14 protein-coding genes are annotated in these 16,563 nt (G+C 70.7%); 9 read left to right on the top strand and 5 right to left on the bottom strand.

What is annotated here, in order from left to right:
• The first annotated feature begins 7 nt into the window (after positions 1–7).
• The 3 genes from ACGFRG_RS10445 (at position 8) to ACGFRG_RS10455 (ending at position 2,243) form a co-directional block, all read left to right on the top strand.
• Positions 8–619: a cell division protein SepF gene (locus ACGFRG_RS10445; RefSeq protein ID WP_361428135.1), complete on the top strand. Its 612-nt coding sequence runs from the start codon at positions 8–10 to the stop codon at positions 617–619.
• Between the two features lie 70 nt (positions 620–689).
• A complete protein-coding gene (locus ACGFRG_RS10450) occupies positions 690–980 on the top strand; it encodes a YggT family protein (RefSeq protein ID WP_361428137.1) in 291 nt (96 codons plus the stop codon).
• Between the two features lie 57 nt (positions 981–1,037).
• Positions 1,038–2,243, top strand: a complete 1,206-nt coding sequence (locus ACGFRG_RS10455; protein WP_361428139.1) for a DivIVA domain-containing protein — start codon at positions 1,038–1,040, stop codon at positions 2,241–2,243.
• 284 nt (positions 2,244–2,527) lie between these two features.
• Here the strand turns inward: ACGFRG_RS10455 and ileS are convergent, their stop codons facing one another.
• Positions 2,528–5,668 carry an isoleucine--tRNA ligase gene (gene ileS, locus ACGFRG_RS10460; RefSeq protein WP_361428141.1) on the bottom strand — a complete coding sequence of 1,047 codons (3,141 nt, stop codon included), beginning with the start codon at positions 5,666–5,668 and terminating at the stop codon, positions 2,528–2,530.
• Positions 5,669–6,273: 605 nt separating this feature from the next.
• Between ileS and ACGFRG_RS10465 the strand changes: the two genes are divergently transcribed.
• From ACGFRG_RS10465 to ACGFRG_RS10485, 5 genes are all read left to right on the top strand, one after another.
• The gene (locus ACGFRG_RS10465) at positions 6,274–7,302 is read left to right on the top strand and encodes a TraR/DksA family transcriptional regulator (protein WP_393263071.1); all 1,029 of its coding nucleotides are present in this window, start codon (positions 6,274–6,276) and stop codon (positions 7,300–7,302) included.
• Positions 7,303–7,366: 64 nt separating this feature from the next.
• Complete coding sequence (gene lspA / locus ACGFRG_RS10470; RefSeq protein ID WP_361428145.1) at positions 7,367–7,933, top strand: signal peptidase II; 567 nt, start codon at positions 7,367–7,369, stop codon at positions 7,931–7,933.
• Positions 7,934–8,030: 97 nt separating this feature from the next.
• Positions 8,031–8,972 (top strand): RluA family pseudouridine synthase, encoded by a 942-nt coding sequence (locus ACGFRG_RS10475; RefSeq protein WP_361428147.1) that lies wholly within the window; start codon positions 8,031–8,033, stop codon positions 8,970–8,972.
• Positions 8,969–9,433 (top strand): GNAT family N-acetyltransferase, encoded by a 465-nt coding sequence (locus ACGFRG_RS10480; RefSeq protein WP_361428149.1) that lies wholly within the window; start codon positions 8,969–8,971, stop codon positions 9,431–9,433. The genes ACGFRG_RS10475 and ACGFRG_RS10480 overlap by 4 nt, the downstream gene beginning before the upstream one ends.
• A gap of 246 nt (positions 9,434–9,679) precedes the next feature.
• Positions 9,680–11,266, top strand: a complete 1,587-nt coding sequence (locus tag ACGFRG_RS10485; RefSeq protein ID WP_361428151.1) for a Na+/H+ antiporter — start codon at positions 9,680–9,682, stop codon at positions 11,264–11,266.
• A gap of 224 nt (positions 11,267–11,490) precedes the next feature.
• On the opposite strand, the gene ACGFRG_RS10490 is transcribed toward ACGFRG_RS10485, so the two are convergent.
• Positions 11,491–12,558: a mechanosensitive ion channel domain-containing protein gene (locus ACGFRG_RS10490; RefSeq protein ID WP_361428152.1), complete on the bottom strand. Its 1,068-nt coding sequence runs from the start codon at positions 12,556–12,558 to the stop codon at positions 11,491–11,493.
• Positions 12,559–12,588: 30 nt separating this feature from the next.
• On the opposite strand from ACGFRG_RS10490, the gene ACGFRG_RS10495 reads away from it, so the two are divergent.
• Entirely contained in the window at positions 12,589–13,158 is a 570-nt protein-coding gene (locus ACGFRG_RS10495) for a dienelactone hydrolase family protein (protein ID WP_361428153.1), read from the top strand.
• A 25-nt stretch (positions 13,159–13,183) separates the two neighbouring features.
• Here ACGFRG_RS10495 and ACGFRG_RS10500 read toward each other — a convergent pair whose 3' ends face one another.
• From ACGFRG_RS10500 to ACGFRG_RS10510, 3 genes are all read right to left on the bottom strand, one after another.
• The gene (locus ACGFRG_RS10500) at positions 13,184–14,836 is read right to left on the bottom strand and encodes an alkaline phosphatase D family protein (RefSeq protein WP_393263075.1); all 1,653 of its coding nucleotides are present in this window, start codon (positions 14,834–14,836) and stop codon (positions 13,184–13,186) included.
• Between the two features lie 88 nt (positions 14,837–14,924).
• On the bottom strand, positions 14,925–15,737 hold the full coding sequence (locus tag ACGFRG_RS10505) for a thioredoxin domain-containing protein (RefSeq protein WP_393263076.1): 813 nt from the start codon (positions 15,735–15,737) through the stop codon (positions 14,925–14,927).
• Positions 15,738–15,813: 76 nt separating this feature from the next.
• Positions 15,814–16,503 carry a hypothetical protein gene (locus ACGFRG_RS10510; protein ID WP_393263078.1) on the bottom strand — a complete coding sequence of 230 codons (690 nt, stop codon included), beginning with the start codon at positions 16,501–16,503 and terminating at the stop codon, positions 15,814–15,816.
• Positions 16,504–16,563: the final 60 nt, after the last annotated feature.

The following is a 16,563-nucleotide window of genomic DNA, read 5'->3' on the forward strand; positions in this document are numbered from 1 at the left end:
TCGGAGAATGGCCGGCGCGATGCGCAAGATGGCGGTCTACCTCGGTCTCGTGGAGGACGACGGGTACGACGGCCCGGGGTTCGACCCCGATGACGAGTTCGAACCCGAGCCGGAGCCCGACCGTCGGCGGCACCAGCCCCCGCATCAGGTCGAACGGGACGAACCGGTACGAGCCGTACAACCCCCCGCGCAGCGCGAGCCGATGGTCCACGCGGCCGCTCTGCCTGCGGAATCAGGGCGTCCGGCGCGAATCGCCCCCGTGGCGTCCATCACACCCGAACGTCCGAGCCTGGAGAAGAACGCACCGGTGATCATGCCCAAGGTCGTGTCCGAGCGAGAGCCCTACCGCATCACCACGCTGCACCCGCGGACGTACAACGAGGCCCGTACCATCGGGGAACACTTCCGCGAGGGCACGCCTGTGATCATGAATCTCACCGAGATGGACGACACGGATGCGAAGCGACTTGTCGACTTTGCCGCCGGACTCGTGTTTGGTTTGCACGGCAGCATTGAACGGGTGACGCAGAAGGTGTTCCTGTTGTCGCCTGCTAACGTCGATGTCACGGCGGAGGACAAGGCCCGTATCGCAGAGGGCGGTTTCTTCAACCAGAGCTGAGAACACGACACCGGGAACGAACCGGCCGAGCGGCCGGGGCATTGAGTGCAAGGGGAGAGGGAAGCGCGAGATGAGCGTGGCGCTACAGGTGGTCTACATCGCGCTGATGTGCTTCCTCATCGTGCTGATCTTCCGGCTTGTCATGGACTACGTCTTGCAGTTCGCCCGCTCATGGCAACCCGGCAAGGCGATGGTGGTCGTTCTTGAGGCCACCTACACTGTCACCGATCCACCGCTCAAGCTTCTGCGGCGGTTCATTCCGCCGCTGCGTCTCGGGGGCGTGGCACTCGACCTGTCCTTCTTCGTTCTGATGATCATCGTCTACATCCTGATCTCCATCGTCACGAGCGTGGGGAGATAGATGTGAGCGATACGGGTTCCTGCCGACTGCCGACGACTACGTAGAGGTGAAGAAGAGATGCCGCTGACCCCTGAGGACGTGCGGAACAAGCAGTTCACGACCGTCCGCCTCCGAGAAGGCTACGACGAGGACGAGGTCGATGCCTTCCTGGACGAGGTCGAAGCCGAACTGACCCGCCTGCTTCGCGAGAACGAGGACCTGCGCGCCAAGCTGGCCGCCGCGACGCGTGCCGCCGCGCAGAACCAGCAGCAGGGCATGCGCAAGCCGGAGCCGCAGGACCAGCGAGGCCCGGGCGCTCCCGTGCCCGCCGCCATATCCGGACCGCCGCAGGTGCAGCAGCAGCCGCAGATGGGCGGTCCGCCCCAGCTGCCGAGCGGTGCCCCGCAGCTGCCGGCCGGCCCCGGTGGCCACGGCCCGCAGGGCCAGCACGGCCAGGGCCCCATGGGCCAGGGTCCGATGGGCCAGAACCAGCTCGGCCAGGGCCCCATGGGCCAGCAGGGTCCGATGGGTCAGGGTCCGATGGGCCAGAACCAGCTCGGCCAGGGTCCGATGGGCCAGCAGGGCCAGATGGGCCAGAACCAGCTCGGCCAGGGCCCCATGGGCCAGCCGATGGGCGGCCCCATGGGCGGCCACGGTCCGCAGATGGGGCAGCCCGGCCAGGGCCCCGGTGGCGACAGCGCCGCGCGTGTCCTCTCGCTGGCCCAGCAGACCGCCGACCAGGCGATCGCCGAGGCCCGCTCCGAGGCCAACAAGATCGTCGGCGAGGCCCGGTCGCGTGCCGAGGGCCTGGAGCGGGACGCCCGCGCCAAGGCGGACGCGCTGGAGCGGGACGCGCAGGAGAAGCACCGTGTCGCGATGGGCTCCCTGGAGTCCGCCCGCGCCACCCTTGAGCGCAAGGTCGAGGACCTGCGCGGCTTCGAGCGCGAGTACCGTACGCGTCTGAAGTCCTACCTGGAGTCGCAGCTGCGTCAGCTGGAGACCCAGGCGGACGACTCGCTGGCTCCGCCGCGTACCCCGGCGACCGCGTCGCTGCCGCCGGCCCCGCAGATGAGCGGGTCGATGGCGTCGGCCGGTGCGGGCTCGATGGGGCACACGATGGGTGGCCAGCCGTCCATGGGTGGCGCGCCGTCGTACGGCGGGCAGCAGCAGATGTCGCCCGCGATGACGCAGCCGATGGCGCCGGTGCGGCCGCAGGGCCCGTCGCCGATGCAGCAGGCTCCGTCGCCGATGCGCGGCTTCCTTATCGACGAGGACGACAACTGACGGGCGCGTCGCGCGTAACGCGCGCGTAGCCGTCGGCAGGCTGAGGGCCGGGCCCCCGGATCATTCCGGGGGCCCGGCCCGTTTCGCGCCTACGGCGCCGCTTCGGGGCTTCGCCTGAAGGGGCGCGGGGAACTGCGCCACCAGCCACGCACGGTCCGCAGCCGAAGACCCCGGCTGCCCGCCCAGGGCTTTCGGGAAGGGGCGGGGTGGGGAATGCGAAAGCGGCCCGCCACCCCGGCGTGCGGGGAAGCGGGCCGCTCAGGGCCGTTGGCCAGGGCTGTTGGCTATGCCTTGCGGAGGCGGAACGTCAGGGACAGGGGCTCGTCCGTGAACGGGGCGCCGTAGGACGCGTCCGCCTCGCCGGACGCGTAGTCCGTCGCCAGGACCTCCTCGGCGATCAGCTCCGCGTGCGCCGTCAGCGCCGAGGAAACCTCCGCGTCCGTCGACGACCACCGCACCGCGATCCGGTCCGCCACATCGAGCCCGCTGTTCTTGCGCGCCTCCTGGATCAGCCGGATCGCGTCCCGGGCCAGGCCCGCGAGGCGCAGCTCCGGGGTGATCTCCAGGTCGAGCGCGACCGTCGCGCCGGAGTCCGAGGCCACGGACCAGCCCTCACGCGGCGTCTCCGTGATGATCACCTCGTCCGGGGCCAGCGACACCTGCTCGCCGCCCACCTCGACCGACGCGGCCCCCGTGTCCCGCAAGGACGCCGACAACGCCGCCGCGTCCGCCGCCGCGACCGCCTTGGCCACGTCCTGGACGCCCTTGCCGAAGCGCTTGCCCAGGGCACGGAAGTTGGCCTTGGCCGTGGTGTCGACCAGCGAGCCGCCGACCTCGGAGAGCGAGGCCAGGGACGAGACGTTCAGCTCCTCCGTGATCTGCGCGTGCAGCTCGGGCGACAGCGACTCGAAGCCCGCCACCGCCACCAGCGCGCGCGACAGCGGCTGACGCGTCTTGACGCCCGACTCCGCGCGCGTGGCGCGGCCCAGCTCGACCAGCCGGCGCACGAGCAGCATCTGCTGCGACAGCGTCGGGTCGATCGCCGACGTGTCCGCCTTCGGCCACGACGACAGGTGCACGGACTCCGGGGCGTCCGGCGTCACCGGCACCACCATGTCCTGCCACACCCGCTCGGTGATGAACGGCGTCAGCGGGGCCAGCAGCCGCGTGACGGTCTCCACCACGTCGTGCAGCGTGCGCAGCGCCGCCTTGTCGCCCTGCCAGAACCGGCGCCGCGAACGGCGTACGTACCAGTTGGACAGGTCGTCCACGAACGCCGACAGGAGCTTGCCCGCGCGCTGGGTGTCGTAGGCCTCCAGGGCCTGCGTCACCTGGTCGACCAGCGCGTTCAGCTCGCTCAGCAGCCAGCGGTCCAGGACCGTGCGCTCGGCCGGGGCCGGGTCGGCCGCGCTGGGCGCCCAGCCGGACGTACGGGCGTACAGGGCCTGGAAGGCCACCGTGTTCCAGTACGTCAGGAGCGTCTTGCGCACGACCTCCTGGATGGTGCCGTGGCCCACCCGGCGGGCCGCCCACGGGGAGCCGCCGGCCGCCATGAACCAGCGCACCGCGTCGGCGCCGTGCTGGTCCATCAGCGGGATCGGCTGCAGGATGTTGCCCAGGTGCTTGGACATCTTGCGGCCGTCCTCGGCCAGGATGTGGCCCAGGCACACCACGTTCTCGTACGACGACTTGTCGAAGACGAGCGTGCCGACCGCCATCAGCGTGTAGAACCAGCCACGCGTCTGGTCGATCGCCTCGGAGATGAACTGCGCCGGGTACCGGCTCTCGAACAACTCCTTGTTCTTGTACGGGTAGCCCCACTGCGCGAACGGCATCGAGCCCGAGTCGTACCAGGCGTCGATCACCTCGGGGACGCGGACCGCCGTGTGCGAGCAGCCCTCGGCCGTGCAGGTGAAGGTGACGTCGTCGATGTACGGGCGGTGCGGGTCCAGCTCGGCGTGGTCCTGGCCGGACAGCTCGGAGAGCTCCGCGCGCGAGCCGACGCAGGTGAGATGGTCGTCCTCGCAGCGCCAGATCGGCAGCGGCGTGCCCCAGTAGCGGTTGCGGGAGAGCGCCCAGTCGATGTTGTTGTTCAGCCAGTCGCCGAAGCGGCCCTGCTTGACCGACTCCGGGAACCAGTTGGTCTTCTCGTTCTCCCGCAGCATCGCGTCCTTGACGGCGGTGGTGCGGATGTACCAGGACGGCTGCGCGTAGTAGAGCAGCGCGGTGTGGCAGCGCCAGCAGTGCGGGTAGCTGTGCTCGTACGGCACGTGGCGGAAGAGCAGACCGCGGTCGGCCAGGTCCTGGGTCAGCTTCTCGTCGGCCTTCTTGAAGAAGACGCCGCCGACCAGCGGGACGTCCTCCTCGAAGGTGCCGTCGGGGCGGACCGGGTTCACCACCGGCAGGTCGTACGCCTTGCAGACCAGGAGGTCGTCGGCGCCGAACGCGGGGGACTGGTGGACCAGACCCGTACCGTCCTCGGTGGTGACGTAGTCGGCGTTCACCACGTAGTGGGCGGGCGCCGGGAACTCGACGAGCTCGAAGGGGCGCTGGTAGGTCCAGCGCTCCATCTCGGCGCCGGTGAAGGTCTGGCCGGTGGCCTCCCAGCCCTCGCCGAGCGCCTTCTCAAGCAGCGGCTGGGCGACGACCAGCCTCTCCTCGCCATTGGTGGCGACGACGTACGTGACCTCGGGGTGGGCCGCGACCGCCGTGTTGGACACCAGGGTCCACGGGGTCGTCGTCCACACCAGGAGCGCCGCCTCGCCCGCCAGCGGGCCGCCGGTGAGCGGGAAGCGGACGAAGACCGAGGGGTCGACGACCGTCTCGTAGCCCTGCGCCAGCTCGTGGTCGGAGAGGCCGGTGCCGCAGCGCGGGCACCAGGGGGCGACGCGGTGGTCCTGGACCAGCAGGCCCTTGTTGAAGATCTCCTTCAGCGACCACCAGACGGACTCCACGTACTCGGGGTCCATCGTCCGGTAGGCGTCGTCGAGGTCGACCCAGTAGCCCATCCGGGTCGTGAGCTCGGCGAAGGCGTCGGTGTGGCGGGTCACGGACTCGCGGCACTTGGCGTTGAACTCGGCGATGCCGTACGCCTCGATGTCCTTCTTGCCGTTGAAGCCGAGCTCCTTCTCGACGGCGAGCTCGACCGGCAGGCCGTGGCAGTCCCAGCCGGCCTTGCGGGCCACGTGGTAGCCCTGCATGGTCCGAAAGCGCGGGAAGACGTCCTTGAAGACGCGGGCCTCGATGTGGTGGGCCCCGGGCATGCCGTTGGCGGTCGGCGGGCCCTCGTAGAAGACCCACTCGGGGCGGCCCTCGGACTGGTCGAGGCTCTTCGCGAAGACCTTGGCCTCGCGCCAGAAGTCGAGCACGGCGTGCTCAAGCGCGGGCAGGTCGACCTGGGCGGGCACCTGGCGGTACTGCGACATCCGTTCATCCTCCGGCGGATCGTCGTACGTTTCCGTCGGAGGGACGAGAGCTGCGGCCGTCGTACGGCCCCGCGCTCCCGCGGTACCACCCTCCTTGGCGGTGTGCGGAACACCGCCCCCTCATTGGGGTCGCGAAGCCGGTTCTACTCGCTCCCGCGGGGCGCGGGTGCTTTCTTCCGGCGGCTCCGGGGTGATCTTCACATCGCGCTCGCCTCCGGGCTCACACCGTCCCCGGATCGCTCTTGGCTGCGTACGACGCTACTCGTCCCATTCACGCCTCTCGCTCCGCCCAGTGTACGGGCCCGCACCGACAGCGGCCGACCGCTTTTCGGCGGACCGGGGCGGGCGGTCCGGGAGTGGTCCGGTCGGCGCCGCCCACGCGTGCGCGGATGACCCGAATGGCCATACGTGGCCGGGCGGAGTCCGGCTCCGCCCGTGTGGCGGATTACGGGCCACGGAGCTGGGCACAACGGATGCAGGTTCGTCTCCGGGCGTGCGTGGCGGGGCCGGACCGGCGGCGTGCCCCGTTGCCGCGGGCCTGGGGTCGATTTATCGTCCCAGCACGATTCGCGAGCAAGATCACAATATGTGAAGGGGCCGCGGCCATGGTGGCGAAGAAGACCGCGTTGGCGTCCAAGGACGCCGTGGAGGCCGCGGCCACGAAGGGCTCCTCCGGGAAGAAGACCGCGGCCAAGAAGGAGGCGGCCCCGAAGAAGGCCGCGGCCCGAAAGACCCCGGCCGAGCCGGCCAAGAAGACCGTGACCGAGGAGGCCGGCGCCAAGAAGGCCACGCCGAAGAAGGCCGCGGCCAAGACGACCGCGGCCGACGAGACCGGTACCAAGAAGGCCGTCGCCAAAAAGGCTCCGGCCAAGAAAGCCGTCGCCAAGAAGGTTCCGGCCAAGAAAGTCGTGGCCGAGAAGGCCGTGACCAAGAAGGCGGTGACCAAGAGGGCTCCGGCCAAGAAGGCCGTGGCCGAGAAGGCCGCCGTTGAAAAGGCGGCTCCGGCCGACAAGGCTGCCGCCAGGAAGACGGCGTCTGCCAAGAAGGCACTACCGGGCAAGGCCGCCGGTGGGGCAGCGAAGAAGGCCGCCACCGCGGCCAAGGGGGCGGCCCAGGCCGCGGAGCAGAGGGGAGCCAAGAAGGTGGTTGCCAAGAACACGGCGGACGGGGCGCAGGCCAGGAAGTCCACGGCGGCGTCGACCGTGCCCAAGGCGAGGGCCGTCGACTCGGCTGTGCCCGGCGTGCTGCCGGTGCGGCCCGGCGAGGACCCGTGGACCCCGTTGGAGGTCTCCGAGGCCCGTAACGAGCTCTCCAGCGAGGTGCTGCGGCTGCGCAGCGAGATCGAGTCGTCCGAGCAGGCCCTGAACGGGCTGATGCGCGACTCCGGGGACGGCGCGGGCGACGACGACGCCGACACCGGCACCAAGAACATCACCCGCGAACACGAGATGGCGCTCGCCGCCAACGCGCGCGAGATGCTGGAACAGACCGAGCGGGCCCTGGAACGGCTCGACGCCGGGACCTACGGCTACTGCGAGGTCTGCGGCAATCCGATCGGCAAGGCGCGGATGCAGGCGTTCCCGCGCGCGACCCTCTGCGTCGAGGACAAGCAGAAGCAGGAACGGCGGGGCTGAGCCCGTACGGGTGTGTCGTACCCTCGTCCTCAGTCAAGTACCTAGGGTTGGTTGAGGGACTCACGTGGCAGAGGCGGAGCGCATCATCGGTACGCCGGACGTAGACGGGCCCGACGAGGCCGCTGTCCCCGCCGAGCGGCCCAGGGGCAGGCGCAGGATCGCCGTGCTGTTCGCGGTGGCGCTCTTCGCGTTCCTCCTCGACCTCGGCAGCAAGATGCTCGTGGTGGCCAGGCTGGAGCACCACGAGCCGATCGAGATCTTCGGCGACGTACTGAAGCTGGAGGCGATCCGGAACCCGGGAGCCGCCTTCGGCATGGGCGAGGCGTTCACGGTGATCTTCACGGTCATCGCGGCGACCGTCATCGTGGTGATCTTCCGGCTCGCCCGCAAGCTCTACAGCCTGCCGTGGGCGATCGCGCTCGGGCTGCTCCTCGGCGGTGCGCTCGGCAACCTCACCGACCGCATCTTCCGTTCCCCGGGCGTCTTCGAGGGCGCGGTGGTCGACTTCATCGCCCCGGCCCACTTCGCGGTCTTCAACCTGGCCGACTCCGCGATCGTCTGCGGCGGCTTCCTGATCGTGATCCTCTCGTTCCGGGGTCTGGACCCGGACGGAACGGTCCACAAGGACTGATCAAAGGCCTGATCAACGGGCTGATCAACGGTTCACGAGGACTGATCCACCACCTCGTGCGACCAGGGTTGTCGGTGCGACAAGGCATACTCGACGGGTGAGTACGATTCCCGAGATCCGCACCTTGCCCGTTCCCGACGGCCTGGAGGGCGAGCGCGTCGACGCCGCCATCTCCCGCATGTTCGGGTTCTCCCGTACGAAGGCGGCCGAACTCGCCGCGGCGGGGAAGGTCCTGGTCGACGGCTCCGTGGTGGGCAAGTCCGAGCGGGTGCACGGGGGTGCGTGGCTGGAGGTCGAGATGCCCCAGGCGCCCGCGCCGGTGCAGATCGTGGCCGAGCCGGTCGAGGGCATGGAGATCGTGCACGACGACGACGACTTCGTCGTCATCGTGAAGCCGGTCGGCGTCGCCGCCCACCCGAGCCCGGGCTGGACCGGGACGACGGTCATCGGCGGCCTCGCGGCGGCCGGGTACCGGATCTCGACCTCGGGCGCCGCCGAGCGCCAGGGCATCGTCCACCGGCTCGACGTCGGCACCTCGGGCCTGATGGTCGTCGCCAAGTCGGAGCGGGCGTACACCTCGCTGAAGCAGCAGTTCCGCGAGCGGACCGTCGACAAGCGCTACCACGCCCTGGTCCAGGGCCACCCGGACCCGATGAGCGGCACGATCGACGCCCCGATCGGGCGCCACCCCAACCACGACTACAAGTGGGCGGTCACGGCCGAGGGCAAGGCGTCCGTGACGCACTACGACCTGATCGAGGCGTTCCGGGCGGCCTCGCTGCTCGACATCAAGCTGGAGACGGGCCGCACGCACCAGATCCGCGTGCACATGTCCGCCCATCGCCACCCGTGCGTGGGCGACCTGACGTACGGCGCGGATCCCACCATCGCCAAGCGCCTCGGGCTGACCCGCCAGTGGCTGCACGCGGTGCGCCTCGGCTTCACGCACCCCGGTGACGGCGAGTGGGTCGAGTTCGAGAGCCGCTACCCGGACGACCTCCAGCACGCGCTGGACGTGATCCGCGCGGAGAGCGAGTGACGGCGTTCGCCGTCCGGGTCGTCGACGGCCCGGGTGACCTCCAGGCGTGCTTCGCGGTACGCCGGGAGGTCTTCGTCGTCGAGCAGGGTGTGCCGGAGGAGATCGAGTACGACGCGTACGACTCGGTCGCGGTGCATGTCCTGGCGGACGGCGTGGGCGGGTCTCCGCTCGGTACGGGGCGGCTGCTGCACGGTGCGGCGGCGGTTGGGCGGACCGGTGGCGACGCCTCCGTGGGCTCGCTCGGGCGCCTCGCCGTGACGGCCGCCGCGCGTGGACTCGGCGTGGGCGTCGCGCTGGTCCGGGCCATCGAGGACGAGGCCCGGCGGCTCGGCCTGGCGGCCGTGGATCTGCATGCGCAGACGCGGGCGGTGGGGTTCTACGAGCGGTTGGGGTACGTGGCGTACGGGCCGGAGTTCCCCGATGCGGGGATTGCGCATATCGCCATGCGCAAGGCGCTGTAAGCGCCGGGAGCCCGCATTTCGTCTGCGGGTGTATGTGGCTGGTCGCGCAGTTCCCCGCGCCCCTTAGATGGGCCCTTCGGCCCTCCTGTAGGGGCGCGGGGCTGTGACATTGTGCGGCTCCGCCGCGTGGGCGCGACCAGCCCAGCACGGTTCGCAGTTTGGCGACTCGGGGGGTTTACCCCTATTCGAGGGGATTCCCCGTGGCACGCTGAGGGTCTTGGTCGGATCGTCGCCCGGAGGGCATCCGTGGATCAGCTGGCCCTGCTGTTCGTGCTGCTGCTCGGAGCGGTGGTCACGGTCCCGATCGGTGACCGGCTGGGACTGCCCGCGCCGGTTCTGATGACCCTGCTCGGCGGCGTCCTCGCGCTCATCCCGTACGTCCCGAACGTCGCCGTTCCGCCGGACTACATCCTTCCGCTCGTTCTGCCGCCGCTGCTCTACGCCTCCGTACAGCGCACCTCCTGGCGGCAGTTCGCCGCCAACGTACGGCCGATCCTGCTGCTCGCGGTCGCGCTCGTCTTCGTCACCACGGCGGCCGTCGCGGCCGTCGCGCAGGCGGTCGTGCCGGGGCTGCCGATCGCCGCCGCCGTCGCGCTCGGCGCCCTCGTCGCACCGCCCGACCCCGTCGCCGCCACCGCCGTCGCGGGCTCGCTCGGGCTGCCCCGCCGGCTGGTGTCGATCCTGGAGGGCGAGGGTCTCTTCAACGACGTCACCGCGATCGTGCTGTACCACGTGGCCATCGCGGCGGCCGTCAGCGGCGACTTCTCCTGGCCCGACGCGGTCGGCGAGCTGGTGCTCTCGGCCGTGGTGGCCGTCGCCGTCGGGCTCGCACTCGGCTGGGCCGCCAACAAACTGATGGGCCTGCTCGACGACGCCACCCTCCAGATCGGGCTGACCCTTCTGGTGCCGTTCGTCGGGTACGTACTGGCCGAGGAGTTCGGCGGGTCCGGGGTGCTCGCCGTGCTCACGCTCGCGCTGTTCCTGGCCGAGCACGCGCTCGACGCCGACGACGTGCAGGGGCGGCTCGCCGGGGCCACGTTCTGGCAGATCGTCGACACCCTGGTCACCGGGATCGCGTTCGGGCTTATCGGCCTCGAACTGCACAACGTGTTCGGCACCGCGACCGGCCGCGTGGGCGAGATGGCGTTCTGGGGCGCGGCGGTCGTCGGGGTCGTGGTGGGCGTACGGCTGCTGTGGCTGCTGCCCGCCACCTGGCTCGCCAAGCGGCTGCACACGCGGCGGGACTACGACGAGGAGATCCCCACCAGCTGGCGGGAGACCATCGTCATGTGGTGGGCCGGGATGCGCGGCGTGGCCTCGGTGGCGCTCGCGCTCGCGATCCCGTTCACGACCGACGACGGGTCGCCCTTCCCCGGGCGCGACGAGATCGTGTTCATCGCCTTCTGCGTGATCATGACCACGCTGGTGTTCCAGGGTCTTACGCTGCCGTCCCTGGTGCGGCGGCTCGGCGTACGGGCCGACACCGACGCCGAGCGGGCGCTCGAACGCGAGCTCGCGATCCGCGCGGCGAAGGCCGCGAAGCGGCGGCTGCGGGAGATCGAGGACGTGGAGGAGCTGCCGGAGGAGGTCATGGAGCAGCTGCTGCGGCGGGCGTACGACGTGGGGGCGAGGATCAGTCCGGACATGGTGGACGAGGAGCGGCGGGAGGCGTACGCGAAGCGGGTGGAGCGGTTGCGGACGGTGCAGCGGATTCAGCGGGAGATGATGTCCGCGGCGCGGCATGAAGTGCTGTCCGCGCGCAGTGAGGCGGGCGCGGACCCGGAGATCGTGGACCGGGTCCTGCGCCAGCTCGACGTGCGGAGCTTGCGGTGACCTGGACGTCGGGGGCTTCGCCCCCGAACCCCCTGTTCGTCTGCGGACCGTAGGGGCTGGTCGCGCAGTTCCCCGTGCCCCTGGGGGGTGCTGGTGGCCCGTCCCCGTGCCCCTGGGGGGTGCTGGTCGCTCCCCCAAGTTCTCGGCTCCGCTCGAACAGGGGGGACCCCCATCGCGGCGGAGCCGCACAATGTCACAGCCCCTCGGCCCTGGGTAGTACCGGCTCAGCCGTGACCGGGGCTCGGGGGTGGGCTGGGCTCGTCCGCCTCCGCCGTGGCGATGCGTGGCAGGGCGTACGGGTGGTGGGTGTGGAGCCAGGCGATCATTTGTTCCCGGACCGTGCAGCGGACCGTCCAGATGTCGCCCGCGTCCTTCGCCGTGACCGTCGCGCGGACCACGATCGTCGACGGGGTGGTGTCCGTGACGGCCAGGGCGCTGTCGCGGCCGTCCCAGGCCGCGCACTCCCGCAGGATGTCCGCCAGCTTCTCGCGCATCAGCGCGATGGGCGCCGCGTGGTCCAGGTGGAAGAAGACCGTGCCGGTCATCTGCACCCCGCCGCGCGACCAGTTCTGGAACGGCTTGCTGGTGAAGTACGAGACCGGCATCGTCAGGCGGCGCTCGTCCCAGGTGCGGACCGCGAGGAAGGTCAGCGTGATCTCCTCGACCACGCCCCACTCGCCGTCCACGACCACCGTGTCCCCGATCCGCACCATGTCGCCGAACGCGATCTGCAGGCCCGCGAAGAGGTTGCCGAGGGTCGACTGGGCGGCCACACCGGCCACGATGCCGATGATGCCGGCCGAGGCGAGCAGCGAGGCCCCGGCCGTCCGCATCGCCGGGAACGTCAGCAGCATCGACGCCGCCGCGACCACGCCCACGACCGCCGTCACCACGCGCTGGATGAGCGTCACCTGGGTACGCACCCGGCGCACGCGCGCGGGATCCAGCGCGGAGGCCGCGTACCGGGCGTACGACGCCTCGACGACCGCCGCCGCGATCCGTACCACCAGCCAGGCGCTCGCGCCGATCAGGACCAGCGAGAGCGTCTGTCCCAGGCCCTCCTCGTGGTCCTTTACCGGCCGCCATTTGATCTGGCCGTACGTCCCTCTCAGGAGCGCGGCCAGGACCACGACCTGCAAGGGGACGCGGCAGCGGCGCAGCAGGCCCCACAGCGGGGTCTCGCTGTGCCGGGCGTCGGTTCGTCGCAGCAGTCGGTCGGCCAGCCACACCAGGGCCAGCGTGAGCACGACCGAGCCGCCGATCACGATCAACGGGCGCAGCACGTTCTCCATGCCCCCGACCGTAGCTGGCACCATGGCCTCATGAACATCATGCTTTTCCATTCGGCTTACGGCCTGCGGCCCGCCGTGCACGAGGCGGCCGAGCGGCTGCGCGCCGCCGGACACCTGGTGCACGTGCCCGACCTCTACGACGGGCGCACTGCCGAGACGGTGGAGGAGGGCATGACGATCCGCGACGAGATCGGCAACGACGAGCTGCTCAAGCGGGCGATCCTGGCCGCCGCTCCGCACTCCGACGAGGGTCTGGTCTACGCCGGGTTCTCGCTGGGCGGCTCGCTCGCCCAGACCGTGGCGCTCGGCGACGAGAAGGCGCGCGGGCTGCTGCTCTTCCACGGCACCGCCGACATCGCCGAGGGCGCCTCGGTGGACGAGCTGCCCGTACAGCTGCACGTGGCGGACCCGGATCCGTTCGAGACGCACGACTGGCTGAACACCTGGTACCTGCGCATGGGCCGGATCGGGGCCGACGCCGAGATCTACCGGTACCCGGGGGCGGGGCATCTCTACACCGACCCCGGGCTGCCCGACTACGACGAGGCGGCCGCCGAGCGGAGCTGGCGGACCGCGCTCGCCTTCCTCGAAACGCTGTAGTCCCGGCCGTCGCAAGCCCTGGTCGTCAGACGACCGGCGAGTAGACCCGCTCGGCCTTCTGGGTGCCGGTGAGCGTGCGGTACGAGCGGGTCCACGAGGCCGTCGCGTCGCGGCGGCGCTTGTCGGACAGCGAGTAGTAGTCCATCTGCGAGCGCTGGGCGGTGACGTCCAGGACGCCGTAGCCGTGCCCGTCCATGTCGACCCACTTCACATGGCGGTTGGCGGCCTTGACCGCGGCGGCCGCGACCAGCGAGACCGTGTGCGCGGGCACATGGAGGGTGTCGTCGAGGTTGTCGGAGGTCACGGAGGTCACCACGAACTCGGTTGCCGCCGACTTCGACAGCGGGTACGTGCCCGCCTTCACCGGTACGTCGTTGGCCCACGCCATGTGGATGTCACCGGTGAGGAAGACGGTGTTGGAGATGCCGTTGTCCACCAGGTGACTCAGGAGCTCGCGGCGGTCGTCCGTGTAGCCGTCCCACTGGTCGACGTTGATGGCGATGCCCTCCCGGGGCAGGCCCAGCAACTCCGCGATGGGCGCGGTCAGTTCGGCCGGGAGCGAGCCGAAGGCCACCGGCGAGATCATCACCGGGTTGCCGACCAGCTTCCAGGCGGCCCGCGACTGCGAGAGCCCGCTCTTGAGCCAGTCCAGCTGGGCCCGGCCGGTGATCGTGCGGTCCGGGTCGTCCACCTTGCCGCTGCCCACCTTCGCCTGCTGCGAGCGGAAGGAGCGCAGGTCGAGGAGGTGCAGATCGGCCAGCTTGCCGTACTGGATGCGGCGGTAGGTGGTGCCCGCGATCGACGGGCGCACCGGCATCCACTCGAAGTACGCCTGCTTGGCGGCGGCCACCCGGTCCGACCAGTCGCCCTCGGCGCCCGGCGTGTGGTTCTCCGCCCCGCCGTTCCAGGCGTCGTTGGCGAACTCGTGGTCGTCCCAGATCGCGATCATCGGGTGCGCGTGGTGCATCGCCTGGGTGTCGGCGTCCGACTTGTACTGGCCGTGCCGGGTGCGGTAGTCGGCGAGGCTGATGATCTCGTGCGTCGGCTGGTGCTGTCGTACGACGTACTTGGCCGCGGGGTAGATGCCCGTCGCGTACTCGTAGATGTAGTCGCCCAGGTGCAGTACCGCGTCCAGGTCCGAGCGGGCGGCGAGGTGGCGGTACGCGGAGAAGTAGCCGGACTCCCAGTTGGAGCAGGAGACCACGCCGAAGCGGACGTTGGCGGCCGTCGCGTCGGTGGCGGGCGCGGTGAGCGTACGGGCGACGGGGGAGACGGTGGCGCCCGCCGTGAACCGGTACCAGTACGAGGTCGCCGGGCGCAGACCGCGCACATCGGCCCGGACGGTGTGGTCCGAGGCGGCGGTCGCGGTCGTGGTGCCCTTGGCGACGATCCGCCCGAAGCCCTTGTCCTCGGCTATCTCCCAAGTGACATCCGTGTCCGGGCCCTTGCCGGAGCCCGGCACGGCCTCGGGGACGGGGGTGACCCGGGTCCACAGCAGGATCCCGTCGGGCAGCGGGTCCCCGGAGGCGACGCCGTGCAGGAAGGCGGGGGCCGTCGGCGCGGTGTCGGCGACGGCGGCGGTCACACCGGCCACCAGGGGCGCGGCGACGACAGCGGTGGCGGCGGCGGCCTTGACGACCGTGCGGCGGGTGGGCGTTGAGGTGAATCGACTGGTCACAGCCGCACACCTTACTGACGGGTAGTGAGAACGGGCAGACTCACGGCCAATGTTCGTCCGCCCGTTCACATACCGTTACCTACGCAGGTCAGCCCTTCAGGGCCTTGTCGATGGCCTTGGTGAACGACGCCGGGTCCTGCGGCGCGTTGTCGCTGCCGTCGGCGGTGATCTTCTTGCCGTCCATCTTGAGCGTAGGCGTACCGGTCACACCGCTGTCGTCGAACTTCTTCGACATGGTGAGCGCCCACTTGTCGAACGTGCCGTCCTGCACGTCCTTCTGGAACTTGGCGTTGCCCTTGAGCGCGGGCACGGTGTCGGCGACCTGGAGCAGGTAGTCGTCCTTGGCGAACTTGTCGCTGGTCTCCTGCGGGTGCCACTTGGCCGAGTAGAGCTGCGCCTTGTACTCCATGAACGCCTCGGGGCTCACGTTGAGCGCGGCGCCGAGCGCGCTGAGCGCGTTCTTGGAACCGGTGCCCGGGCTGCCGTTGTCGATGAAGGTGGCGCCGATGAACTGGATCTTGTACTTGCCGGCGTCGACGTCCTTCTTCACCGTGGGGCCGACCTGCTCCTCGAAGACCGAGCAGATCGGGCAGCGCGGGTCCTCGTACATCTCCAGGGTCTTCTTGGCCGTCGGCTTGCCGATGACGACGGTGGTGCCGTCGGTGCCCGTGGTGTTCGCGGGCTTCACCAGCGCCTTGTCCTTGGCTGCGTCCCACGCGTCGGGCTTGTTGGCCTGCATCACCGCGTAGCCGACGCCGCCGGCTATCGCGAGGACGCCGACGATCGAGGCGGCGACGACCACCTGGCGGCGGGCCTTGTCCTTCTTGGCCTGGCGCTCGCGCTCCAGTCGCAGCCGGTCGCGGGCGGCAGCCTTGTTGGCCTGGCTGTTGCGTGAACTCATGATCGTTTACTCCGTGTGGCAGGTGTGGCAGGTGAGAAAGTGCTGTGGGGACTGCTGTGTTCGACGGCGGCCGTGCTCAGACGGCCGCGAGCAGCGCCGAGCAGGGCGGTCCCCGCCGGCCCACGGAGTGCACGAGCAGCCGCGCGCGGGACGCCGACTGATGGACGCGTACGGGACGTACCCGCGGCCGTACGGTACGGAACGCCCCGCCCACCACGGCGACCGCGAGCAGCAGCGGCCGGAACGCGAGCAGCGCGACCGTGCGGACAAGCCGGGCCAGCGCCGCCTCACCGCGCCGCAGCCACAGCGCGGCCAGCAGCCCGATCACCAGATGGGCCGCGAGCAGCAGCCACGGCACGGCCGGTCCGGGCCCGGCGAGCAGCGCGGCCGCGCGCGCCCGGGAGCCGGCCACCCCGGGCAGTTCGCCGCCCATGCCCCCGCCGCACAGCACGTTCACGCCGACCGCCTTCAGCGCGCCCGCGACCGGGCCGCCGGACGGCCCGTAACAGACGTGCTGGCCGGTCGAGAAGACGGTGTCGGCGGCCAGTTCCAGCGGGACGAGCAGCCCGGCGATCGACCAGAAGCCGCGCTCGCGGCCCGCCAGCGCGTACGCGACGAGGAAGACCGTCGCGGCGGCCCCGGCCACCAGCGGCGTCGGCAGCGGGACCCGGGAGAGCAGGACGTGGGACGCGCTGGAGAGCGTCACGACGAGCGCCGTGAAAAGCGCCGCGCGTGCCGCTCTGAGTCGCGTATCCGATATGTCCACTGCGTTGGCCTCGGGGTGATCCGGGGTCCGGGGAGGGTCCCCGGGAATGCTGTCGTCGGC

The sequence above is a fragment of the Streptomyces sp. NPDC048696 genome, assembly GCF_043198895.1.
Taxonomy (GTDB): domain Bacteria; phylum Actinomycetota; class Actinomycetes; order Streptomycetales; family Streptomycetaceae; genus Streptomyces.

Bases quoted from the DNA above. Each gene is read 5' to 3' on its own strand.
- ACGFRG_RS10445 (WP_361428135.1), top strand. From the start codon at position 8: ATGGCCGGCGCGATGCGCAAGATGGCGGTCTACCTCGGTCTCGTGGAG.
- ACGFRG_RS10450 (WP_361428137.1), top strand. From the start codon at position 690: ATGAGCGTGGCGCTACAGGTGGTCTACATCGCGCTGATGTGCTTCCTC.
- ACGFRG_RS10455 (WP_361428139.1), top strand. From the start codon at position 1,038: ATGCCGCTGACCCCTGAGGACGTGCGGAACAAGCAGTTCACGACCGTC.
- ileS (WP_361428141.1), bottom strand. From the start codon at position 5,668: ATGTCGCAGTACCGCCAGGTGCCCGCCCAGGTCGACCTGCCCGCGCTT.
- ACGFRG_RS10465 (WP_393263071.1), top strand. From the start codon at position 6,274: ATGGTGGCGAAGAAGACCGCGTTGGCGTCCAAGGACGCCGTGGAGGCC.
- ACGFRG_RS10490 (WP_361428152.1), bottom strand. From the start codon at position 12,558: ATGGAGAACGTGCTGCGCCCGTTGATCGTGATCGGCGGCTCGGTCGTG.
- ACGFRG_RS10495 (WP_361428153.1), top strand. From the start codon at position 12,589: ATGAACATCATGCTTTTCCATTCGGCTTACGGCCTGCGGCCCGCCGTG.
- ACGFRG_RS10505 (WP_393263076.1), bottom strand. From the start codon at position 15,737: ATGAGTTCACGCAACAGCCAGGCCAACAAGGCTGCCGCCCGCGACCGG.